This window comes from Acinetobacter sp. Ac_5812, from assembly GCF_013072695.1.
Taxonomy (GTDB): domain Bacteria; phylum Pseudomonadota; class Gammaproteobacteria; order Pseudomonadales; family Moraxellaceae; genus Acinetobacter.
Map to the genome: position 1 here is coordinate 330,279 of NZ_LXUK01000022.1, position 23,628 is coordinate 353,906.

Below are 23,628 nucleotides of genomic sequence, written 5' to 3' on the forward strand. Positions count from 1 at the left end.
ATAAAAATCGGAGAAATCTATGGCGTTCAAATCTTTTGAACGTAGTCATTTGGAGCTGAGTATCCTTGCGATACTTGGCTCTTTAGCGACATCGTTGTCACATGCTGAATCAACAGCACCTGCAAGCCCTGCAACCGTTGATGCCTGTGTGGCCTTGGCCGCAAATGCTGAGCGTCTGGCTTGTTATGACCGCCTTTTTAAAGCGCCGACCATTATTCCAACACAAGTTCAGACCGATGCAGCGCCTATGGTTGCAGCCGCTATGCCTGTGGCTGAGTCGAGTGAACCAGCCAAACCAGAGTCTTTGAAAGATAAGGTGGTTCAAAAGGTTAGTGACTTGCATATATTAGGTGCTGCACCAAAATTTGATCCAAACGTTTCATTACTCGATCGCCGTTGGGAATTGTCAGAAGAAAGTAAACTGGGGGTATGGAATATTCGTGCTTATCAACCGGTTTATCTGTTACCAGTGTTCTGGACGAGTGATAAAAATGAATTTCCAAGCAGTCCAAACCCTGAAAATACAGTCAAAGATAAGCAAGAGTTAACCTCGAGCGAAGCAAAGTTCCAACTTTCATTTAAGACCAAAGCTTGGGAAAACATCTTTGGTAATAATGGTGATCTCTGGTTGGGTTACACGCAATCTTCACGTTGGCAAGTTTATAACTCAGAGGAATCAAGACCATTCCGTGAGACCAATTATGAGCCTGAAGCGAGTTTGATGTTTAGAACCAATTATGAAATTTTAGGTCTAAATGCACGTTTGCTTGGGGTCACCTTGAACCACCAATCCAATGGTCGTTCAGATCCGTTATCACGTAGTTGGAACCGTGTGATTTTTAATCTTGGTTTTGAAAAAGACAACTTCGCACTGATGTTGCGTCCTTGGTACCGTGTTGAAGAAGATGCCAAAGATGATAATAACCCAGACATCAAGGATTATATTGGTCGTGGTGATTTAACCGCATTTTACCGTAAGGGCAATAATGATTTTTCTTTGATGTTACGTCATTCATTAAAAGGTGGTGATCGCTCACATGGTGCGGTTCAGTTTGACTGGGCTTTCCCAATTAAAGATAAATTACGCGGTCATTTTCAAATATTTGATGGCTATGGCGAGAGCTTGATTGATTATAATCACCGAGCGACCTATGTCGGCTTAGGTGTATCTTTAATGAACTGGTACTAAATGAGTTTAAATATTCCAGAGTCCTTATTGCAGCTTGAAGCAAATTGTGGCGTCTTTGCACTCTGGTTAATCGTGAAGCAATATCATACCCATATTGATATTGCGGACCTGATTCGCTTGTCTGGTCATGACCGAGAAGATGGAACATTCACCATCGCTTTGGCTGTGGCACTGAAAAAATTAGGGTTTGAGGTATCGTTCTATACGGCGCCTGACCCTAATATTGATGAAAAGGAAAAGCAAAGTTATCTTGATGCGCAGCGTCTTCAGATTCCCATTCAGGCTGCTTTAACTTATTCAGAGATTCAGCGAGCTTATGAACAAGGCCACTTCGTGATTGTGTTTTATGACACATTACAGGGTATAGGGAACCAATCCTTGATTTATTCAATTGATGAACAAGAGGTTAGTTTCTGTGATCATTTTGACGTGATGTCTAAAATAGTGTTTGAACAGCAACGTCAAAATGATGAAATTTGTCGACAAGTGATTTTGATTGAACAGCCTTTAGATCATCATCCAATCTGAATATTGGCATTGGCATGTTTTAAGCGGCTCTTCTTTGGCGTCGCGATTAAATAAGCCAGTGTTAACGGCCCTAATCGTCCCGTAAACATCAACAAACTCAGCACGAACAAACTCCCATCATGCAACTGACCAGTTGCACCTCGCGACAGTCCTACAGTGCATGCCGCAGAGACCACTTCAAACATTAAGTCGAGCACATCTAATTTTGGTTCAAGTAGGAAAATAATAAAGCATCCGACGAAAACCAACATGCCCGTAATCGCGGTTACAGCAAGTGCTTTATAGGTGGTTTCTTGTGACACTGAATGGTTAAAAATACGGATTTCTTCATTACGTCGTAAAAAAGAAATCACACAGAGCAGTAAAATCACAAAAGTACCGACTTTAATACCGCCAGCCGTACTGAGAGAACCCCCACCAATAAACATGAGTAACATGGTGAGTAAGGCTGTACTGTGTTCCATCGAACCTGTGTCAATGGTATTAAAGCCCGAAGAGCGTGGCACGGTGGCTTGAAACCATGCATTCATGGCTTGTTCACCTAAACTCATCGAGCCAAGGGTAAGCGGATTATTTGACTCTAATAACCAAATTAAGACAAATGCAACAAGATTTAAAATTGCAATCGTACTGAGGATCAATTTGCTGTTCGGGCTCAACTTGCTCCAGCGTTTATTTTGTTTAACATCAATCAGAACCAAGAAGCCAATTCCACCTAAGGTATATAACATACTGATGGTGAGGCAAATCAGATAGTGGCTTTGAAAGTTAATCAGACTGTTATCAAACAAGGAAAAACCTGCATTGTTAAAAGCTGAGACACTATAGAAAACCGCATAATACAGCCCACGATCAAAACCATACATGGGTGCAAAGGAGGCTGTTAGGATAATGACGCCAATCAATTCAAACAACAGGGTATACAGTACTACACCTTTGGCAACAAAGGTGACTTTGGAAAGGCTGGTTTGACCCAAACTGTCCTGCGCCATCATTTGTTGCTTTAAGCCGAGTTTAGGAGCGAGACTTAATGCAGCCAATATCGCAAAGGTCATAAAACCTAAACCACCTGATTGAATCAACAACAGAATAATAAACTGCCCAAGATGATTGAATGAATCATTCAGGTTTACGACTGATAAACCTGTAATGGTTACAGCCGAAGTTGCTGTAAATAAGGCATCCATCCAGCTCACATTACCTTTATTGGCAATCGGCATTTTTAGCAAAATTGTGCCAATGATAATAAAACTAAGGAATCCAATCGCCAGCAAAGAAGGTGGGCTCAGATTGAAAATTTTCTGGGAGTTTATTTTGAATGCCATGTTATGCGAAACATCCTGAAAGTTTTCGGAGATGGATGAGTAAACCTTCTAGAATGAGGACATCACCTGTTTTTAAGGTGAAGTTGCCATCTGTTTCATAGAGAATTTCTTGATCTCGTTTTAACAATAAAAGTTTGATATGCGGTTCTTGTTTTAAAATGCCAGATAAATTTACGTTGTTGAGCTTTTCATGCACAGGAACTTTAACAATGTAATGATCATGGTCAAGCGCCATATAACGGCTCACCATTGGGTAATTTAATGCCTGAGCGACCCGAACACCCATATCTTCTTCAGGATGGATAATTTTACTGACATTTAAATGGGAGAGAATGGTGTGATGTGCTTTAGTTTTAGCCTTGACTAGAATTTTCTCAACACCAAGATTCTTGAGATTTAAAACACAGAGAATACTGGCTTCAATATCTTCACCAATCGCAACAACGACAGCATCGCAATTTTGGATATTCAGCTCTTCTAGGACGTGCTCGTCGGTGGCATCGGCAATCACGGCATGCGTAATGCGATCTGCAAGGCTTTCGACATTACGTTTGATGGTATCAATGCCAATGATATCATGATTCAGTTTAGTTAGCTCTAATGCAACAGTTGCTCCAAAACTCCCTAAACCAATGACTGCAAACTGTGCCATAACTGTCCTTAACTAAATGATAAAAATGTCTTTTTATTCATTTTAAGATGGAATAACTTTCTATTTGTAATGATTTTGTTTGCGATGCACATCTATAAGCAAAACATCGAATAAAAATAAAGCCGACATCATGCCGGCTTTAAGTTATTAAGTTGCTTATTTAAGGAAGCGCTGATAACCAATATTGTTGCTAATTTCAGCATATGGATAAGTGATTTTTTCCAATGTTTCGACTAAGCCATCAGGGTTTTGTTTGGCATCAGTTGCTTGTAAGCCAACCAACACACGACCTTCAGCTGCGCCGTGGTTGCGGTAATGGAATAAGGTAATGTTATGGGTTGGGCCTAAGCGTTCTAGGAAGGTTAATAACGCACCAGGACGTTCTGGGAATTCGACACGGAACAAACGCTCATGTTCAATATTGGCGTGGCCGCCAATCAAATAACGAATATGCAGTTTAGCAACCTCATCATCAGACAGGTCATCTACTTCATACTGTTGTTTTAACATCTCATGAATTTCATGACGCTCGGTTTCACCACCTTTGAGGCTAATGCCGACAAAGACTTGAGCGAGATTACTATCACTGGCACGGTAGTTAAACTCGGTGATATTACGACCTTGTAGGGCACGGCAAAAATGCAGGAAGGCTCCTTTTTGCTCAGGAATCGTCACAGCATAGATCGCTTCACGACGTTCACCCAACTCAGTACGTTCGGCAATATAGCGTAATCGGTCAAAGTTCATGTTGGCACCACAAACAATTGACACCATATTTTTGCCAGTCAGTTGGTGCTCTGCGACATATTTTTTAATCCCAGCCAAGGCCATTGCGCCCGAAGGTTCAACAATACTGCGATTCTCATCATAAGTGTCTTTGATTGCAGCACAAATTTCATCTGTATCTACGGTGACAATATCTGGTTCTACGATTGGACCTGAATTATCTGATTTACGAAGACGAATAATGTCGAAAGGTAACTCACCGATTTGTGCAACAGCTGTGCCATCAGCAAATAGACCAACATGAGGTAAGATCACACGTTCATTGGTTTCAAGTGCAGCTTTTAAGCACGCGGATTCTTCGTATTCAACACCAATGATTCTGACATGTGGTGCAACTTCACCTAGGTAGGCTGCAACCCCAGCGATTAAACCACCACCACCGACAGCAACAAAAACGTATTCTACATCACGCCATTGACGCAATAACTCATTGGCAATAGTTCCTTGGCCCGCAATCACCAGTTCATCATCATAAGGCGGAATAAAAACCAAGCCTTCATCTTCAGCACGTTGTTTTGCGTATTTATTGGCAACATCAAAACTGTCGCCATGTAACACAACTTGACCACCTAAACGCTTAACTGCCTGAACCTTAATGTCAGGTGTCGTACTTGGCATGACAATGATGGCATGAATCCCTAATTTTTTTCCTGATAGTGCGACACCCTGAGCATGATTACCTGCAGATGCACAAATAACACCACGATCAAGCTGATCTTTTGGTAATTGGCTAATTCGGTTGTAAGCACCGCGTAACTTGAAAGAGAAGACAGGCTGTAAATCTTCACGTTTAAATCGAATGTTATTATTAATTTTCTGACTAATTCGTGGAGCTGCTTCAAGCGGTGTTTCAATCGCAACATCATAAACCGTTGCTTGTAAAATTTGTCGTACCACACGAGACAGCATGTTCATCTTCCCTATAACAGTTTAAAATAGGCAATCATTGTAGCAAACCCCTGTGCATTTGCGCTGTTTTCTTAAAGCAAATGTCAAAATAGTTGAGTGAAGTCATGAGTCTATATGCAACCCAAGATGAAAAAAAACAAGCTGCGGCCAAAGCAGCTTTGAAACATTTGCCTAAAGGCGGCATTTTGGGCGTAGGAACAGGAAGTACCGTTAATTTTTTAATTGATTTATTGCCTGAATTGCAATTAGAAGCGGCAGTGGCAAGTTCAACGGCGACAGCTGAACGCCTAAAAAAACTAGGCATTGAAGTTGTTGATATGAATTCTGTCGGTGGTTTAGATGCTTATGTGGATGGTGCTGATGAAATTGACCGTCATATGCATATGATCAAAGGTGGTGGTGCAGCATTAACCCGAGAAAAAATTGTGGCATCAATTGCAAAGAAATTTGTCTGTATCGTAGATGATTCAAAATGGGTGGATCAATTAGGACGTGATTTCCCACTTCCTATTGAAGTGATTCCAATGGCGCGTTCTGCAGTGGCTCGTAAAATTGTTGCGCTAGGTGGTGATCCTGTTTATCGTGAAGGTGTTGTAACCGATAATGGCAATGTGATTTTAGACGTATTTAATCTGAATATTCTAAATGCGATTGAGTTGGAAAAGACCATTAATGATATTCCTGGTGTTGTGACCAATGGTATCTTTGCATTAAATGCAGCAACGATTGCTGTTGTTGCAACTGACAATGGTATCGAAGAGCGTACAGCACAATAATGCCATCAGTTTCATTAGAAACGCTGTTACCTGAAATTAAGGTTGTTCGACATGCAAGGGCAAGAAATTTGCGCTTGCGTGTCGAGCCGACAGGTATTCGCCTCACCGTTCCATTGTTTTGCAGTAAAAGACAGATTCAGCAGTTTCTGCATCAATCAGAACAATGGTTGATCGAGACTTGGGCTAAACAACAACAGCAATTTAATCAAATTACGGTATTTCCTGAATCGTTGACATTGTTTCATCATGTGCAGCCTTTTAAGATTATTCAACAACAGCAACGACATATTTTTAAGTTTGATTTTGATCAGTACATTATCTGGGTGAGAAATGAACAGTCAGAACAAGCTTTGCAAGCAGCAGTTTTGGCCTATGCAAAGCAGTTTTTGCCTGAATATTTGGCTCAAGTGAGTCAACAAATCAGCTTAGTGTATCAGCAATGTAGTATCCGCAAACCTAAAACACGCTGGGGCAGTTGTAGCTCCAAACATGACATCATGTTAAATGCCGCATTGGTGCTGATGCCAGAACATATTGTGCGATCAGTTTGTGTACATGAGTTAGTACATACCAAACACTTTGATCATAGTGCTGCATTTTGGAGTGAAGTGGAAAAGCATGATACCAATTACCTTGAGCATCGAAAGCAATTGAAACAGACGCAATTGCCCAATTGGTATTATAAAAAATAGAATCGTCTAGCCATTAAAGAGACGATTTTGTTGGATGGGTAAGCCTTTGCGAATACGGAATGCTTGTTTTAGACTAGGTACATCATTTTGCCATTGTTTGAGTACCAAAATAATGGCAATGATCTCAGTCCGCGTCAGCAGGCCTAGCCAAAAAACAATCCAGAATAAAATTTGACTTTGGCCTGTGAGTGTCACTTGTACCAACAAGGCAAAGAGAAATAAGGTCCAAATTTTTGCACCAAGACTATGGGTGGCCACTTCTTTACGGAACTTAATAAAGCTAACCATGTAAATCGCCACTTCAAATAAAATTAGAACCAGAATTGGCCAAATGTATTGTTTAAAAAAAACAGGTTGTTGTAAGTAAATTGATGTGATTGCACAAATAAAGAAGATTTGATCAATATTGGAGTCTAAGCGACGTAATTTTTCATCTGATACGCCTAAATGTCTTGCAATGATGCCATCAAAGATATCACTCATTAGTCCTAGCGTTAAAAATACTACGGTATAAATAGGAAAGAATTGGGGTTGTAGTAGGGTCACAATGACAATGAGAAAGCCGAGCAGCAATCTGGAATAAACAAGAAGTGTAGGGATTTGATACTTAAGAGGCATTAAAAATAAGATCAATGAGTTTATTAAGGCAGTATATCAGCCGAAGAACAAAGCTAAGATTGAAATAACAGATTTAAAATAAAACAACAGCTTAATTAAAGCTGCTGTTTTATTGGAATCGGCACGATTATTTTGGATTTGGACATTAAGTTTTGGCTAAGCATCAATGTTTTAATTTAGCTTTAACTATGAGAAATTGCATTGCAATTGAGTCGTTTGTAACTGATCAGGTGCTTTGCGACTGTCTAAGCCAGCACTTGCACTTACTACCTGATTTACCTTTATTTTGACTTGAATAAAATTATATTGCAGTGTGCTGTTGTTGGGTTCTGTTGAGCTGCTATTCAGTAAGTATTCAGCATTCGCCTTATCTACTTGTAATAAATTATCAGTACTATCTCCATCCAGTTTCGAGCTAAAAGTTTGTCCATCTTTGATGAGCTCTAACCAACCATCACCACGTACATTTAACTGGCAATTACCAGATGAGTCTTTGTAGCTGCCGATTAAATATTCAATTGAAGGTAAGCCTGAATTAACAATATTTATTCCTGTAATCCCTTGTTTACATGGATAAAGAGAACCATTACATGTTTTAGTCGTATCTGAAAATCCTACCGCGCGGCGATAGTCACCAGCACCTGCTATTCGAAAACTAGTATCCGAGTTTTGAGTTGGTTGTGTCCCTGAATACGTTCTTTGTTTTAATAAGATATAGCTTTGGGGATTAAATGAGGGTTGTTGATAATGATCAGCCAGTTGTAGAACAGCTTGTTTTAACGAATTAGCGAATGCTTCTCTAGTGGATTTTTGGTTCATTGTAATATCGAATAAAGTATTTTTTGTAGAATCGATATTATCTGGTGCGGAGGTGATTAAGGAAGTCAAGGCACTTTGATCGTTCCGTATTTTTTTGGCATCGAGATACCCATCTCTTAAGTCTATGGATAAATTGTTAGTAAACTCTGCAAATGCATTCTTAGGATAAATATTTGACCATTGTTGTAGGAGCCCAAAACTAACATATGTATTGGTATAGGAATTAGATTGGATGGAAACGTTTTGTGGTGAAAAAACATTGAATAAAGTGTTGGGATTAAGGTTGGTAATATCTAGCTGATAAAAAGCATCGGTTAATGCCATATTTATATCATTTGTAGCAAGTTTTAAGTGTAAGGCACTAATATTGGTGGGACTGTTGTTCGTATCAGTTGGCAATAACCCCGAACGAATGATAGCCCGTTGAAAAATTGCTTCAGAGCTCGGATTGATATAGATAGATTGAGTAAGATTACTAGTATCGACTTCAATCAAACTTCTTAAAAGAATGGATATATTTTCATATTGCCCATTTTGAAAATTATAGATAAGAGAATTAGGGGTTGTTGATAGCTCAATGCGATATAAATGATCTTTGTCCAAAATTTTAGGAAGCGAGATATTGAGATTTGTTGTTGTATTTTCAGTTTGTTCAAAGATCAGGGTATTATCAAAATTATCGAAAATTCGAATGATAATGTTTCGCATTTCAATAGGTGTTTTGATATTGAAATCTTTAGGTTTTGGGATAGAAACAGTTGGGGTGGTTTCTATGTTTGCTTTACTTTCACCGCTTCCACAGCCAATTAATGCAGAGCTGAGTAGAAGAGTACTTAGTCCTAAGCAAATATGATGATGTAATCTTTGTTTTGACATCAAAGAAGGCATTCCAGCTCTCCAAAAAAAATTTGCATCCATGAAATTTATTATTACCGCAATTTTTTTATTCTATTCGAATAGTGAAATGATTCAATAGCATTTCTTGACCAATGGTAGAATCAATCCAAATTTAATCTATTTATTTGTATCCAATTTTAGACTTTTGACTATATGGAGGAATAACAGTTCTGTTATTTTCTTAAATGTTAGATACTTGAAGATTGTGTAAAATGGGTCAAACTGCCATACTGTTTATCTAATTGAACGCTTGAGGTGTCATACGTGATTTCTGTTGGTATTGTTGGTGGAACTGGATACACTGGGGTTGAGCTATTACGTCTTTTATTAAGACATTCACAAGTTCAGGTTCGTATTCTCACTTCTCGTACAGAAGCAGGAAAGCGTGTTGCAGATATATTCCCAAGTCTACGCGGGCATACAACACTTGAGTTTTCTGATCTGGATTTAGATCAATTAGCACAATGTGATGTTGTGTTTTTTGCAACGCCTCATGGTGTAGCGATGCAACATGTTGAAAAATTGATTGCAACAGGTACAAAAGTAATTGATCTTGCAGCTGATTTTCGTTTGCAAGATTTGGTTCAGTTTGAAAAATGGTATGGGATGCAACATAGTTGTCCTACCATCTTAAAAGATTCTGTTTATGGTTTAACTGAGTTAAATCGTGAGAAGATCAAGCAAGCACAAGTGATTGGCAATCCTGGTTGTTACCCAACGACTGTGCAATTAGGTTTAGCTCCATTACTTAAAAATGCAGACCAACTGATTCAAACACAAAGTATTATTGTAGATGCGAAGTCTGGGGTGTCTGGAGCGGGGCGTAAAGCAAGTCTCGGTATGATATACAGTGAAAATGCTGATAATTTTAAGGCTTATGGCGTCGCTGGGCATCGTCATCATCCAGAGATTGTTGAAGCACTTGAAAATATTTCGGGGCAAAAAGGACAGTTCGATCAGCTTATTTTTGTGCCGCATCTCGTGCCAATGATTCGTGGCATGCTGAGTACGATTTATGTTGACTTAACCGAACAAGGTCAGCAACTTGACTTACAAGCACTTTACGAAGATTTCTATAAAGATGAACGCTTTGTTGATGTTATGCCTACAAATAGTTCCCCAGAAACACGTAGTGTTCGCGGTGCGAATGAGCTCAGAATTGCACTCTACCGCCCACAAGCCAATAAATTGATTATCTTGGTTGCTCAAGACAACCTAGTCAAAGGCGCTGCAGGTCAGGCGATTCAAAATATGAACTTAATGTTTGGTTTTGATGAGGCTGCAGGCTTGGAAGGTATTGGTTTATTACCATAAAAAACGCTTTTTTACTTCACACACATTTAAATTTCGATTTTAATGTGTGCTTTGATACAGATCATAACGATAGAGATGATGATGGAAAACGTTGAACCGACTACTTCACCAGACAGTTCCGTTGAAAAAAATAAATTCTTAAAAACGAATTTACCTTTGATTATTGGTGCTACTGTTCTTATCGGTAGCAGTTTTTTGCTTGGTTATACTGTTGGCCACCGTCAAGGTTTAACTGTGGTTGGTTATGATGCAGACGCTGAGCAATTGGTAGATGTGGTTCAGAAACAAAAGACTGCATTGGATTCAGTCAGCAAGAGTTTGAATGCTGCTGTTCAAGAGCGTGATATGGCTGTGGGTAATGCGGATGACTTATTCAAAGCAGTGAATCAAGCCAATGCGGATAAGACCCAATTTGAAGGCATGAATGCGATTTATCGTGATATTTTGAGACAACGTGGTGGTGTAAGCTTAACAATTCAAAATATGGCTATTAAATCTTTACCAGAAAATGCTTTTGAATATCAGATTGATCTTGTTCAAGTCAGTCCAAATAAACGCCGTGCTTCTGGTTCGGTTGAATTACGTTTAATTAAAGATACTGAAATTTTAGTTGTACCTTTAGAAGATAAGAACTTTAATTTTGATGATTTTGAGCGTCTAACAGGGCGTTGGACAATGCCTAAAGGCTTTACACCTCAATTCATTGAAGTTCGTTTAACTGGTTCTGGCACGCCTGTAATCAAGCGTTTTAGTTGGCAACGAGGTAAGCCTGTAGATGTAGGTTCTGCTTTCGTGTCAGAAATTCCTCAAGCTGAAGCAAATGCCCAATAATTTTTTAGATTAAGAACTCAATATGCGAAGATATAAACGTCAAATGAATTTAAGTGAGGTGAAAAATTCTTTTCATCAATCTGGGTTTGTCGATTGGCACTTGAATCCACGTTTAAGTGATTCGCAAGAGGATCATGAGGGTGAGGTGGTTGTACAAACTGCCCCACCAGAGTTAAAACGGCCACCTTTATATGCGGTCGTGCTCATGAATGATGATTACACACCGATGGATTTTGTCATTGAAGTGCTACAAAGCTATTTTGGGTTGGACTTCGATCAGGCCAGTCAGGTGATGTTAACAGTTCATTATGAAGGTAAGGGAACAGCAGGTATTTATCCACGAGATATTGCTGAAACAAAAGCAAATCAAGTGAATAACTATGCAAGAGCTCAAGGTCATCCTTTGTTGTGCCAGATCGAACCTGAGCAGCGTTAAGAAAAGCAACGCTTTTTAGCTGCGCAAGACGAACAGCTATGCTGTGAGTGAAAAGGGTAAGAAAAGCAACGCTTTTGAGGAACTTCATTCCTCATGCGCAAGACCTTGCGCCATGATATGGCTCATATGTTGCGAGTGAAAGCGTTAAGAAAAGCAACGCCCTTGCGGAATATATTCCTCATCGGCAAGACCTTGCACCATCGTATGACTTAGACTTATATGTTATGAGTGAAATGGTGTAAGTGTTGCTGAAAGCATAAAGTAAAGCTTTTCGAATCGATGGATGAATACATATCTTGTTTTGTGCTAAAAACATGAAACAATATACTGAGCGTCAATATATTAAACTTATGGATGATTTGTTAGGCTTTAAGCAAGATCATGCAGTATTACAATTTTTCATAGGTTTGATATTGTTTCATAAATGAATAACAAGTTCGCTGTCTTTTTGAACGATTAGATAAGTCTTATTCTCTTTGTAATTGAATTTTTACAACAATACTTTGTTTTGAATCTTGACCAAGATAGTCAACTAATGCTAACAGTAGATTATGAAGCAAAGAGACTTGTAGACGTACATTTAATCACGATTACAGAAGCTCAGCGGATCAAGTCAATAATTAGCTTTTTCATTAAAAGATTTTCTTTTTTTGATAGAGCCCAAGATATAAGGGGGTTACATGCTCAGTCGTCAATTAGAAGTATCGTTACGTTTGGCTGTTAGCATGGCTCGTCAAAAGAGACATGAGTTTCTGACAGTTGAACATTTGTTGCTTGCCTTGCTTGATAACGATTCTGCCGTAAATGCATTAAAAGCATGTGGTGCAGACATCGTTACTTTGCGTAAAGAATTAGAGGAATATGTAGAGCAACATACCCCAAAACTTGGTGATAATAGTGAACAGGCCCCTCATCCAACTGAGAGCTTTGATCGAATTTTGCAACGTGCAATTTTCCATGTTCAATCGAGCGGTGGTGACCGTACGGTTGAAGGTGCAGATGTTCTAGTTGCAATGTATTCAGAGCGAGATTCATTCGCGGTTTATTTGCTTAAACGTCATCAAATTAATCGTTTAACTTTGACTCAATACCTGTCTCATGGCACACGTAAAGATGAGATTCAAGTTGAGGAAGAGGTTGAAGATATTGAAGGTGAAAGTGCTGCTTCAGCAAATGCTGGACCACTTGAGCAATATACACTGAACTTAAATATCGAAGCACAAAAGGGTAAAACAGATCCTTTAATTGGCCGTGAAAAAGAAATTGAGCGTGCGGCTCAGATTTTATGCCGTCGTCGTAAAAACAATCCACTTTTAGTGGGTGACCCAGGTGTGGGTAAAACGTCGATTGCAGAAGGTTTGGCATGGTTAATCGTCAATGGTAAAGCACCTAAACCACTTGCCAATGCTGAAGTCTATAGCTTAGACATTGGTGCTTTGGTTGCAGGGACTAAATATCGTGGTGACTTTGAGAAGCGTTTAAAACAATTGTTAAATGCTTTGAAAAAGAATCCAAATGCGATCTTATTCATTGATGAAATTCATATGATCATTGGTGCAGGCTCAAGCATGGGCAGTACCATGGATGCATCGAATTTAATCAAACCTGCTTTGGCAAATGGCAGCCTACGTTGTATTGGTTCAACAACTTTCCAAGAGTATCGTCAGGTCTTTGAAAAAGATCATGCTTTGTCTCGTCGCTTCCAGAAAATTGACGTGAATGAGCCAAGTATCAATGAAACAATTGAAATTTTACGTGGCTTGAAAAACAAGTTCGAAGATTTCCATCATGTTGAATATGATGATAAAGCATTGGTTGCTGCTGTTGAGTTGTCAGCTAAATTTATCAATGATCGTTTCTTGCCAGACAAAGCGATTGATGTGATTGATGAGGCGGGTGCGCAACGCCGCTTGAAAGCAGAAGTGGATGGTACAACGATTTCGGTTGAGAATATCGAAGATATCGTTTCTAAGATTGCGCGTATTCCACCGAAAACTGTTTCTAAAGATGACAAGTCTGTACTTGAGAATCTGGAACGTGATCTTAAACGTGTGGTATTTGGTCAAGATGAAGCGATTACAGCACTTGCATCCGCGATCAAATTATCTCGTGCAGGCTTAAAAGCACCAGATAAACCAGTGGGTAGTTTTGTTTTCGCTGGTCCAACAGGTGTGGGTAAAACCGAAGTCACTAAGCAACTGGCTAAATTGCTAGGCGTAGAGCTGGTTCGTTTCGATATGTCTGAATATATGGAGCGTCATGCGGTTTCTCGCCTGATTGGTGCGCCTCCAGGTTATGTTGGTTATGATCAAGGCGGTTTGCTAACCGATGCGATTCATAAAAATCCGCATTGTGTATTGTTGCTGGATGAGATTGAAAAAGCGCACCCAGATGTATTCAACTTGTTATTACAAGTCATGGATCATGGTGCTTTGACTGACAATAATGGTCGTAAATCTGATTTCAGAAATGTGATTATTGTGCTCACCACCAATATTGGTGCAGAAAGTATTGTCCGTGCAAGTATTGGTTTCACCGAACAAGATCACAGCGCAGATAACCAAGATGCAATGAAACGTGCATTCTCTCCTGAATTCCGTAACCGTTTGGATGGTGTGATTCAATTTAAAGCACTTCCGACGACAATCATCGATTCAGTGGTAGACAAATTCTTAACCGAGTTGCAAGCACAACTCGATGAGAAACAAGTGGTACTTGATGTTGATCAAAGTGCTCGTGACTGGTTGTCAGCCAATGGTTATGACCGTCTCATGGGTGCTCGTCCTATGCAACGCCTGATCCAAGAGCATTTGAAAAAGCCATTAGCTGAGATGATTCTGTTTGGTGAGCTTGCTGAGCATGGTGGTAATGTTGCAGTTTCTGTGAAAACAGAGAATGGCAAAGATGTTGGCTTGAAGTTGGAAGTCTTTGAAGATCATATTAACCCGAGTGCTGAACCTGCTTAATGTTTGAATTGTCTTTTTCAATAACCCAAGTACTTAAAGTATTTGGGTTATTTTTCGTCACAGCAATTGCTGAAATTCTTGGTTGTTATTTTCCTTATCTTATTTTGAATCAAGGAAAATCACATTGGTTGTGGATTCCGACTGCTTTAAGCTTAGCGGTTTTTGTTTGGTTGCTGACTTTGCACCCTGCAGCATCAGGTCGTATTTATGCGGCTTATGGTGGGATCTATATTTTTACTGCTTTATTGTGGCTGCGTTATGTCGATCAAGTGATGCTAACACGGTGGGACATTCTAGGTGGTCTTGTGGTTTTGTGTGGGGCGGGCTTAATCATTTTGCAGCCGCAAGGCTTAGTTCGTTAGTTTCATTAAGCATGGTATATACCATGCTTAATTTTTGAATAAGAAAAGTAAAGCAACATAAAAGCACTAGGTTATGCTTATTATTCCGGTTAAATAAGCGAAACCATGATAAGCCTGAATTTAGGCACAAAGAGGTTACTTTTACGGCCTGTTATGAAAATCAGACCGACAGAATACTGCTACGATTGATAATGATTTTTATTTTCATTGTTACAATCGAGTGTGTTCATGGAATCCTTAGTTTCCAACAGAAATGTATTTTCTCCCAGAATTTTAGTATCAGCGATCTCCTTGATTATTGGTTCAGATGTACTGGCAGCAGAAACTGTTAGTTCATTACCTACAATAACGGTTAAAGCTGAAGACAATCGTGATCGTTATACTGTTCAATCAAGTCGAAGCTCCACCAAACTCGATTTAAATTTAAAAGATACTCCACAGAGCTTAACAGTGTTTACTCAACAGCAAATAGAGGATCAAAATTTAACAGATATCAGCAGAGTTTTAGAGGAAACACCTGGGGTAAGTAAAAGTCAGCATGGACAAGAAGGTGCTGGCTTTTCAGATTATTATGCTCGTGGTTTCAAGATTAATAATTTTATGCGAGATGGTATTCCAACCAGTGCTGCATCCTTTGGTGGAACTTATAACATTGGTATGGAAGACACGGCCATTTATGACCGTATCGAAATTTTAAAAGGTGCATCGGGTTTACTTGGGGGTTCAGGTAATCCGAGTGCAAGCATTAATTATGTTCGTAAACGTGCGACTGAAGATACACTAGGCTCCATTAAAGTTCAGGCGGGAAGTTGGGATCGATATCGTAGTCAGTTTGATGTATCAGGTGGATTGAATACAGATAAAACGTTGAAAGGGCGATTGATTGCGGCACATTCATCAGGAGGCAATCAGCAAGATCGTTATCATAAAGATTCAACCTTACTCTATGGTACGGTAGATTATGATCTCAGTGATCAGACGACATTAACAACCGCACTAAGTTTACAACAAAATAAAATCCGCAATGCTGCACAACATGGTTTTCCATTTGTGAGTGGAGATGGTTTGAAGCAGACGACCTTTGGACCAAGAGATAATCCGGCAACTAACAACTCAAATCTTGCGGTAAATAATTTATATGCATTACTGGGTGTAGAGCATCAATTTAATTCAAATTGGAAAGGCGTGATTAACTATAGTTATGCCAAAACTGACAGTGATCAAATTAGAAACATAGCAGGCTATACTTTAAATTATCAAGATGAAAAGGGTATCGCCAATGGTACTGACTGGGAGGGTAACCTGATTATCTTAAAGCCAGGGGAAATGAGTGTTCATGGAAGTAAGTTTATAAGTACACCAGAAGTTCATGCAATTGATAGTTTTGTTTCAGGGCAGTTTCAAGCACTGGGTCGCGAGCATGAATTAAGTTTTGGGATCAATGGATACAAAGTAAATGCCAATGATCCTGCATATAAAGTTTGGCAATTTTCATCTAGACCTATCCAAAACTACCATGGTGATGTAGGAGACTATATCAACTTGACGCCTATTGGGCGGACGATAACTGATGAATATCAGATTGGTGGATTTGCCTCGGCCAAACTACAGTTAGCAGATCCAGTAAAACTGATTTTAGGCTCACGCTTGAGTACTTGGGAGCGCAAGAATACAGGTACTGAACAAAAACAAAGTAATATCTATACCCCTTATTTGGGTTTGATTATAGATATGAATGATCAGATCTCTGCATATGCAAGTTATACCTCTATTTTTAATCCATCTACTCGAAAAAATGTTACAGGTCAATTCTTAGACCCAGAAGAGGGAAATAGTGCGGAAATAGGCTTAAAAGCAGAATTCTTTAATCAACGCTTAAATACCAACCTTGCTTACTTCGAAACCAAGCAAGATAATTTTGCTGTTAGGGATGGTGAAAAGTTTACCACCGATGGTGAATTTGCTTATATTGCCGTTAATGGCGCTAAGGTAAAGGGCATAGAGTTATCGGTTGCTGGTGAATTGAGTCCTTATTGGCATATTTCTGGTGGATATACTTACACAGATGCAAAAGATCGGGATGGAAAAACCTTAACAACAGCTACGGGAAGTTCACTTCCACGGCAGACGCTGAAATTGTTCACTAATTATCAATGGGATAAATTGACATTAGGGGCTGGGGTGAATTGGCAAAGTGAAATTTTTGATACTCGTGCACGCGGCGTAGCAACTCAGTTTAATCGACAAGATGACTATGTTCTATTAAACCTAATGGGGAGATATCAGATCAATTCAGATCTTAGTATTGCGGTCAATGTTGATAATGTCGGAAATACAGTTTATAAAAGAACGGCAATCAATACTTGGGGGGAGCTACGTAACTTTATGGCAACCCTTAATTATAAATTTTGATGATGCTATTTAAATCGTAAAACAATCAGGTCGCTTGAAGTGACTGTTTCATTCAGGCATGAACATGGTTATGTTATGCCTGAATTTGAAAATAAAAAACTATGTCAAGTTATAGGATGTGGTGATTCCGCATTCTTCAACAAAATTCTTATCATGCGACACCAGTATCACAGCACCGTTAAAAGAATGAATTGCTTGAGCCAGTAATTCACGAGATTCGATATCGAGATGGTTTTCGGGTTCATCTAAAAATAACAGTTCAACCGCTTGTTGCTTTAACGCAAGCAAAGCCACTTTTAAGCGTTCACCGCCACTGAGAGTGGAGATGGGCATAAGTGCTTTATCTCTTCTAATTCGAAGATTGCCTAATAAGGTTCGTCCTTGTTGTTCCGTTAGTTCGGGATCAATATGCTGTAAATATTCAAGTGCTGAAATAGTGTCATCAAGTAGCGAAAGCCTCTGGTCAAGATAAGTAGAAGTTACTTTGCAATAAACTTCACCTGCAAGTGGTGGAATTAAACCTTGAAGGGTTTTCAATAAGCTTGATTTGCCAGTTCCATTTGCACCACTTAAATGCAATTTTTTTCCAGCCATAATTGCAAGATCAATTGGTCTTGTCTTCGCATAAGCGAGTTGTAATTGGTGACAACGTAAGATTTCTCCTGACTTTCTGGCTGTATGTGCAAATTCGAAATATTGTGATTTGAGATGTTCCAGTTGGATTTGCTTCAGTTGCAGTTCATCTTTTGCATCTGCAAGCTGTTTACTCTGTTGTTTGCGAAGATGCGAGAGAGATTGTTCTGATTGCTCTTTCTTAGCATCCAGTAAAATGGGAGCTTGTGAAGCAGAGGCCCTTAACTTTTCACCTGCTTTTTGACGTTTTTGGGCTTTCATCTGACTTTGATGTTGCTGCTCTTTCAACTGTTTTAATTCACGTTTTTCTTGCTGCACTGCGTGTGATAATGCGTCGACATGTAACTGATGTTGCTGCTGATAAAGCGCATAATTGCCACCGTAATAATGTAGTCCTAACTGGTTTAATGAAAAAATCCCCTGTACGTGAGACAGTAGTTGCCGATCGTGGCTAATGATGAGCCCACCCGTTGGATGTTGAGACATTTGCTGGATCAACCATTCACGACCCTGTGTATCTAAGTGATTACTGGGTTCATCCAGTAATAGATAATGATCTTTGAGTAGAAATAGGCGACACAGTGCAAGTTTGGTTTTTTGGCCTTCACTTAAATGCTGAGTGGGCGTATCAAGATCTATGGGTAAATCCGCACTTTGTAAAAGCTGTTGCCATTCTGTGGGTAAATGCCACAGATGTTCGACTTGATCATAATCGGCAAAAGATGCAGTGCCTTGTCGGATACGTTCAAAGGAACCGTTTAAATCCTCAATATGCAAAGCTTGAGCGATTGTATCTGCTTGCACACGCTGAAGCTGAGCTAGATATTGATGCGGACACTGCCATGAGATTTGGCCTGAATAGGGTAGCTTGGATTTTGTCTGCTCATGCAGAAGAGACATCAATAGCGATTTCCCTTGACCATTGCATCCAATCAATCCTGTGAATTGATGTAATGGAAGTTGAAAGCAAAGTGAGTCAAAGTGTATGAGCTGTGCGAATTCAAGGGATAAGTTGGAAACAATACATGCCTGTTGAGTCATATAAACCTCATAAACAGGATATGCAAAATAGAGAGATCGAGATAAGTTTTAGAATTAAGAAGCGCTAAACGATAGCCAAGTCTATTTTGCACATCAAAAAGAAAAATGAACTTTGATGATGGAAATAGAACTTACTTCATTGGCGTGATCTCAAATTGGTTTATTTTTACACTATTCTATGGGGGAAGTGGAGAAAGGTCAAACCCTAAGATTTTGAAGAGATGATTAAAAAAAACATAAAAAGTGCTTGTCAAATGCTGAAATAGTGCGTAATTTAATAGTTAGACACCGTTTTTTAGATATTTGAAATAAATATGTTAAAGCATACTGTAAACACCAACGCATACTTTTACTTTTGGCAATATTGATCGTTGCCTGATGCGTTTCGGGCAGCAAAAAGGTTGCCCAACCAGTTAATACCTGATCGGCAACACCGATCAGGTTTTTTTATGCTTTAACAATCATGATTTTAGGAGAAATACCATGTATACATTTAATTATTCATATTTTAGCAAGATTTCTTGGTTTTACTTTGCAAAAAAATCAACATCGCTTAGATCACACTTGCTCAAATAAATGATAGGACTGCGAAGAAGGCCAGTCCAAAGGAATTGAAAATGAATGCTTTAAATACTGCTTTGACACAACCACAATCACATACAAAAGAATCAATGCTTAGCTTGCCATCACAACTCAAAGCGCAGTATCCCTTGTCTGCAACTTTAGCGCAGCAAATTTCAAAACATCGTCAAACGATTCAGAATATTTTATCTGGACATGATCATCGCTTAATGGTGATTACAGGTCCTTGCTCGATTCATGATCCTATCGCAGTACTCGAATATGCTGATCGCCTCCAACAATTACAAGAACAGGTTAAAGATCAGATTTTCCTTGTTATGCGTGCATATATTGAAAAACCACGTACTACCGTGGGGTGGAAAGGTTTCTTATATGATCCAAATTTAGATGGATCATCAGATTTACAACTCGGCTTAGAAAAATCTCGTCAGCTTTACTTGCAGCTCATCGAGAAAGGTTTGCCAATCGCAAGCGAAATTTTAAGCCCAATGGCGACAGGTTATTTTGATGACCTATTGGCTTGGGGCGCAATTGGTGCGCGTACCAGTGAGTCTCAAATTCATCGTGAAATTGCCAGCCATATGCCATACAGTATTGGCTTCAAAAACGGCACCGATGGGTCGATTCAAATTGCGTTGGATGCAATTCAATCAGCACTGCATGGCCATCAATTCTTGGGGATGACTCAACAAGGTCTACCTGCAATTTTGCATAGTGAAGGTAATCCATTACCACATTTAATTTTACGTGGCTCAAATCAGGGTACCAACTATGATTTGGCTTCGATTCAAGCGATGCATTTCAAGCATAAGCAATTGCCGGCATTGGTGATTGATTGTAGTCATGGTAACAGCGGTAAAGATCCACTACTGCAACCACAGGTTTTACAGCAAATTATTGCAGAGCGCGCTGAATCGAAAGTACGTGGTGTAATGATTGAAAGTCATTTAGTTGATGGCAATCAAAAAATTTCTTGTGATATGACTTATGGCCAATCGGTTACGGATGGTTGCCTAGGTTGGGATAAAACATCTCAAGTCTTATTGGATGTTGCTGAACAGATGAGAAATTGATTACACGCTAAGACAATAAAAAACCCATGATTTACATGGGTTTTTTATTAGAGCTATTTGATTTTTCTCTGTATTAACATATAATTTTTTGCCAAAAATAACCAATTATTAAAAGTCAATATGAAGAAATGAAGCCATATTGAAAATTTGTTGCTGTAATATGAGATATAGCATTACTTCGCGTAATCATTGATAAAGTTTTTATAAAATGGGGGAAAAATGAAAAAGGATGCAGTTGGTTTCGTTGGCGGTACATTGGTGCATACAGAGAGTGGGTTAGTTCAAATACAAGATATTCAAATCGGAGATCGTGTACTCAGTGCTGATACTGTGACAGGACAGCAAAGTTATCAAGTTGTAATGAAAGTCATAAAAACAGAAAAGCAGCCTGTAATCTTTATGGAGTTTGATTACTGGATTGATCCAGACCTTTCATTATTTGAAAAAATAAAGTTGGATAAAGAAGTCAGAAAAAAATTTAATCTTAGTGGTATTGCATTACCATCACTACAATTTACTGTTACTCCTGAACATCCATTTTGGGTAGAAGGGAAAGGATGGGTTGCTGCTCATCAAATTACTAATCAGGATGTAGCTGTAGATAAAAATGGAAATAAATATAGTCTAAATTTTGATGGTTATGATACAAAACCACATGCTGAGATTTATACAGCTTCTGATAAAAATATAGGCATGGTACCGAATTACGGTTCAGAATCCAGTTTTTATGGATTTGCTGTTGATTTATTTACGGGTAATATCATTTCTTGGAATGAGGTGATTAAAGATAATCCGAGTTTAAGGAAATTATATAATAAAAATACACTCTGGAAAGAAGACTTACTTGAGCAGCTTCCAGAAGAAGACCGAGTCAATGCCCATTTTCATGGTTTTAGTCAGGGTGATTGGGTAAATCCAGAAACTATCCAATGGGATGAGGGGGAGGGTTATGTAACCACGACGGTTTATAATCTGAAAATTGAGAATACCCATACTTATTTTGTCGGTGAATATGGCATTTGGGTACAAGGCTAAAGATTTTATCAAGTCTGCACTTAGCCTAAACAAGCTGAGTAAATCACTATATTAAAAAGTTCAGCGTCTAAGTATGAAGAAATAGAAATTTATGGAAAAATTTAGAATAAGTATAGGTTGAAATAATTTGGATGGAATAATCCAAATTGAATCATTGTAGGGCAAATACAATTTGCCCTAAAATAGCCTAAGAAATATTAAGCTTCTTGCAAAAACTTACCAATTTCCTGACTAAACTTTCTTGGTTCAGTAATCAATGGTGTATGTCCAGAACGTTCAAAATAAATTGCTTTTGCATTGCTCAAGCCATTTGCAATCAGGGTTTGTCCTGTTTCTGGGTAAAGTGAAGATTCACGACCAATAAAGAAGGTGGTTGGGCAATTCAGCTGACTGATGGCTTCACGGTAGTCTTCATCATGATTGAGATAATTTTCGACATACCAAAGTAGATAGTCTAAACGCTGAATTGGCAGTAAGTATTTTTGTAAGAATGGGCGATGCAAAGCAAGTTTAACGATTTTAGGCGTGTAGTTATTGCTACCTTGCAGTTCAATAAAATCACCCCATAAGCTCACAAGGTTGTAGCGAACATCATTGGGTAGATCCTCTAATGTTTGTGCGTTTTTATAATCGAGCAATAAGGTTTGGATATCAATTAACAGTTTTTTAAATTGAGGGTGCTTTGGACCAAATAACCCGTATTGCCAAGAATCATCAACCGCAATTTTAGGCGTTTGATCAATATGCAGATAGGCCTTAAGTTTTTCAGCTAAACCACCATGCTTCATGCCATGCATGGCTGTGGTTGCACCCATGGAATAACCCATTAAGATGAATTGATCGAGTTTTAATTGTTGGATCAGTGAGTCTACATCATTCCAATGACTTGAGATTGCATCGAGCTTTGGAATCGCACAATTTTTTGAACCACCAAAACCACGCCAGTCGGGAATGATAAATTCATATTGTTTGCGGTTGGCAAATAAGAAAGGGAGCCATTGCCAGCTTTGCATGCCCAGTCCAGATAAGACGAGCACGGGTTCGCCTTCACCAACACGTCGCACAAATAATTTTTCTTGATCGGGCATGCTATAAGACGGCATTATTATTCTCCACTATTGTTGGTTTCTTCAAACTTTTGCAGTTCAGGAATCATTTGTTCTAACCATTTTATCCATTCATTTTCCTTAATGATACCGAGCTCCAGAATCATCTTATGGATAAACAAAACGCGATTGGTTGGTTGGTTGTCTTTAAAATCTTTATCATGAATAGCTTGATAAAGGCTTAATTTTTCCTTATGTAATGACAAATGACGTTCTAATTCAGGCAAAATATTATTGCCACCGAGTTGAGCTTCCGCTCTTAATCTGACCATGAGGTCATCACGTAGTTGAGCGGGTTCACTTTGTTGTTCAATCCATGAAGCCAGTTGTATTCTTCCAAGTTGTTCAACTTGATAAGTTTTTTTACGGCTGTTGGCAGCTTGTTCTTCTAATGTCGAAATCCATCCTTTTTTCAGCATCCCGTTGAGTTCACGATAGATTTGCTGATGAGTCGCATTCCAAAAGAAGCCCATTGAACGGTCAAAGCGACGAGCCAAGTCAAAACCTGTACTTGGTTTTTCCAATAAGCTGGTCAATAAAACATGGGCGAGTGACATGATGTTCCATAATAAAAAAATGACTCATCAGAATTATGCAATATGTTGCATAAAAATCAAATCTTGTTTATAACTTTATGCAACAAGTT

The 23,628-nt window shown here is 38.9% G+C and carries 20 protein-coding genes; 12 read left to right on the plus strand and 8 right to left on the minus strand.

All coding sequences use genetic code 11. From position 1 onward, the window contains the following. Positions 1-19 precede the first annotated feature (19 nt). Positions 20-1,189, plus strand: coding sequence for a phospholipase A (locus tag A7P55_RS14995; RefSeq protein ID WP_171552697.1), 1,170 nt, complete (start codon positions 20-22; stop codon positions 1,187-1,189). Continuing rightward, entirely contained in the window at positions 1,190-1,717 is a 528-nt protein-coding gene (locus A7P55_RS15000) for a cysteine peptidase family C39 domain-containing protein (protein ID WP_171552698.1), read from the plus strand. Here the strand turns inward: A7P55_RS15000 and A7P55_RS15005 are convergent. The 3 genes from A7P55_RS15005 to ilvA all read right to left on the minus strand — a co-directional run bounded on the left by A7P55_RS15005 (position 1,705) and on the right by ilvA (position 5,395). After that, positions 1,705-3,042, minus strand: coding sequence for a TrkH family potassium uptake protein (locus tag A7P55_RS15005; RefSeq protein ID WP_171552699.1), 1,338 nt, complete (start codon positions 3,040-3,042; stop codon positions 1,705-1,707). The two genes, A7P55_RS15000 and A7P55_RS15005, sit on opposite strands and share 13 nt — an antisense overlap. A 1-nt stretch (position 3,043) precedes the next feature. Next, positions 3,044-3,694, minus strand: coding sequence for a TrkA family potassium uptake protein (locus A7P55_RS15010; protein WP_171552700.1), 651 nt, complete (start codon positions 3,692-3,694; stop codon positions 3,044-3,046). Positions 3,695-3,850: 156 nt separating this feature from the next. Then, positions 3,851-5,395, minus strand: coding sequence for a threonine ammonia-lyase, biosynthetic (gene ilvA / locus A7P55_RS15015; RefSeq protein ID WP_171552701.1), 1,545 nt, complete (start codon positions 5,393-5,395; stop codon positions 3,851-3,853). Between the two features lie 98 nt (positions 5,396-5,493). Here ilvA and rpiA point away from each other — a divergent pair, with 98 nt between their 5' ends. Together rpiA and A7P55_RS15025 are read left to right on the plus strand one after the other, a co-directional pair. Further along, the gene (gene rpiA / locus A7P55_RS15020) at positions 5,494-6,165 is read left to right on the plus strand and encodes a ribose-5-phosphate isomerase RpiA (RefSeq protein ID WP_171552702.1); all 672 of its coding nucleotides are present in this window, start codon (positions 5,494-5,496) and stop codon (positions 6,163-6,165) included. Further along, positions 6,165-6,857, plus strand: coding sequence for a SprT family zinc-dependent metalloprotease (locus A7P55_RS15025; RefSeq protein WP_171552703.1), 693 nt, complete (start codon positions 6,165-6,167; stop codon positions 6,855-6,857). Before rpiA ends, A7P55_RS15025 begins: the two co-directional genes overlap by 1 nt. Positions 6,858-6,863: 6 nt before the next feature. On the opposite strand, the gene A7P55_RS15030 is transcribed toward A7P55_RS15025, so the two are convergent. Together A7P55_RS15030 and A7P55_RS15035 are read right to left on the minus strand one after the other, a co-directional pair. Continuing rightward, a complete protein-coding gene (locus A7P55_RS15030; protein WP_171552704.1) occupies positions 6,864-7,475 on the minus strand; it encodes a CDP-alcohol phosphatidyltransferase family protein in 612 nt (203 codons plus the stop codon). Positions 7,476-7,661: 186 nt separating this feature from the next. Next, a complete protein-coding gene (locus A7P55_RS15035; RefSeq protein WP_171552705.1) occupies positions 7,662-9,182 on the minus strand; it encodes a hypothetical protein in 1,521 nt (506 codons plus the stop codon). Between the two features lie 273 nt (positions 9,183-9,455). Between A7P55_RS15035 and argC the strand changes: the two genes are divergently transcribed. From argC to A7P55_RS15070, 6 genes are all read left to right on the plus strand, one after another. Then, positions 9,456-10,505, plus strand: coding sequence for an N-acetyl-gamma-glutamyl-phosphate reductase (gene argC / locus A7P55_RS15040; protein ID WP_171552706.1), 1,050 nt, complete (start codon positions 9,456-9,458; stop codon positions 10,503-10,505). A gap of 75 nt (positions 10,506-10,580) precedes the next feature. Then, positions 10,581-11,336, plus strand: coding sequence for a DUF6776 family protein (locus A7P55_RS15045; protein WP_171066040.1), 756 nt, complete (start codon positions 10,581-10,583; stop codon positions 11,334-11,336). A 22-nt stretch (positions 11,337-11,358) separates the two neighbouring features. Next, the gene (clpS, locus tag A7P55_RS15050) at positions 11,359-11,772 is read left to right on the plus strand and encodes an ATP-dependent Clp protease adapter ClpS (RefSeq protein WP_004806784.1); all 414 of its coding nucleotides are present in this window, start codon (positions 11,359-11,361) and stop codon (positions 11,770-11,772) included. Positions 11,773-12,452: 680 nt separating this feature from the next. Then, positions 12,453-14,738 carry an ATP-dependent Clp protease ATP-binding subunit ClpA gene (gene clpA, locus A7P55_RS15060; RefSeq protein WP_004806787.1) on the plus strand — a complete coding sequence of 762 codons (2,286 nt, stop codon included), beginning with the start codon at positions 12,453-12,455 and terminating at the stop codon, positions 14,736-14,738. Next, positions 14,738-15,100 carry a YnfA family protein gene (locus tag A7P55_RS15065; RefSeq protein WP_005204046.1) on the plus strand — a complete coding sequence of 121 codons (363 nt, stop codon included), beginning with the start codon at positions 14,738-14,740 and terminating at the stop codon, positions 15,098-15,100. The genes clpA and A7P55_RS15065 overlap by 1 nt, the downstream gene beginning before the upstream one ends. Positions 15,101-15,328: 228 nt before the next feature. Beyond that, positions 15,329-17,512: a TonB-dependent siderophore receptor gene (locus A7P55_RS15070; protein ID WP_171552707.1), complete on the plus strand. Its 2,184-nt coding sequence runs from the start codon at positions 15,329-15,331 to the stop codon at positions 17,510-17,512. A 99-nt stretch (positions 17,513-17,611) separates the two neighbouring features. Here the strand turns inward: A7P55_RS15070 and A7P55_RS15075 are convergent, their stop codons facing one another. After that, positions 17,612-19,186 carry an ATP-binding cassette domain-containing protein gene (locus A7P55_RS15075; protein WP_171552708.1) on the minus strand — a complete coding sequence of 525 codons (1,575 nt, stop codon included), beginning with the start codon at positions 19,184-19,186 and terminating at the stop codon, positions 17,612-17,614. Positions 19,187-19,803: 617 nt separating this feature from the next. Between A7P55_RS15075 and A7P55_RS15080 the strand changes: the two genes are divergently transcribed. Together A7P55_RS15080 and A7P55_RS22655 are read left to right on the plus strand one after the other, a co-directional pair. Continuing rightward, entirely contained in the window at positions 19,804-20,841 is a 1,038-nt protein-coding gene (locus A7P55_RS15080; RefSeq protein WP_171552709.1) for a 3-deoxy-7-phosphoheptulonate synthase, read from the plus strand. Between the two features lie 219 nt (positions 20,842-21,060). Next, a complete protein-coding gene (locus A7P55_RS22655; RefSeq protein WP_171552470.1) occupies positions 21,061-21,876 on the plus strand; it encodes a hypothetical protein in 816 nt (271 codons plus the stop codon). Between the two features lie 197 nt (positions 21,877-22,073). Here A7P55_RS22655 and A7P55_RS15090 read toward each other — a convergent pair whose 3' ends face one another. Further along, positions 22,074-22,979: an alpha/beta hydrolase gene (locus A7P55_RS15090; RefSeq protein WP_171552710.1), complete on the minus strand. Its 906-nt coding sequence runs from the start codon at positions 22,977-22,979 to the stop codon at positions 22,074-22,076. Positions 22,980-22,981: 2 nt separating this feature from the next. Then, the gene (locus A7P55_RS15095) at positions 22,982-23,539 is read right to left on the minus strand and encodes a PadR family transcriptional regulator (RefSeq protein ID WP_171552711.1); all 558 of its coding nucleotides are present in this window, start codon (positions 23,537-23,539) and stop codon (positions 22,982-22,984) included. Positions 23,540-23,628: the final 89 nt, after the last annotated feature.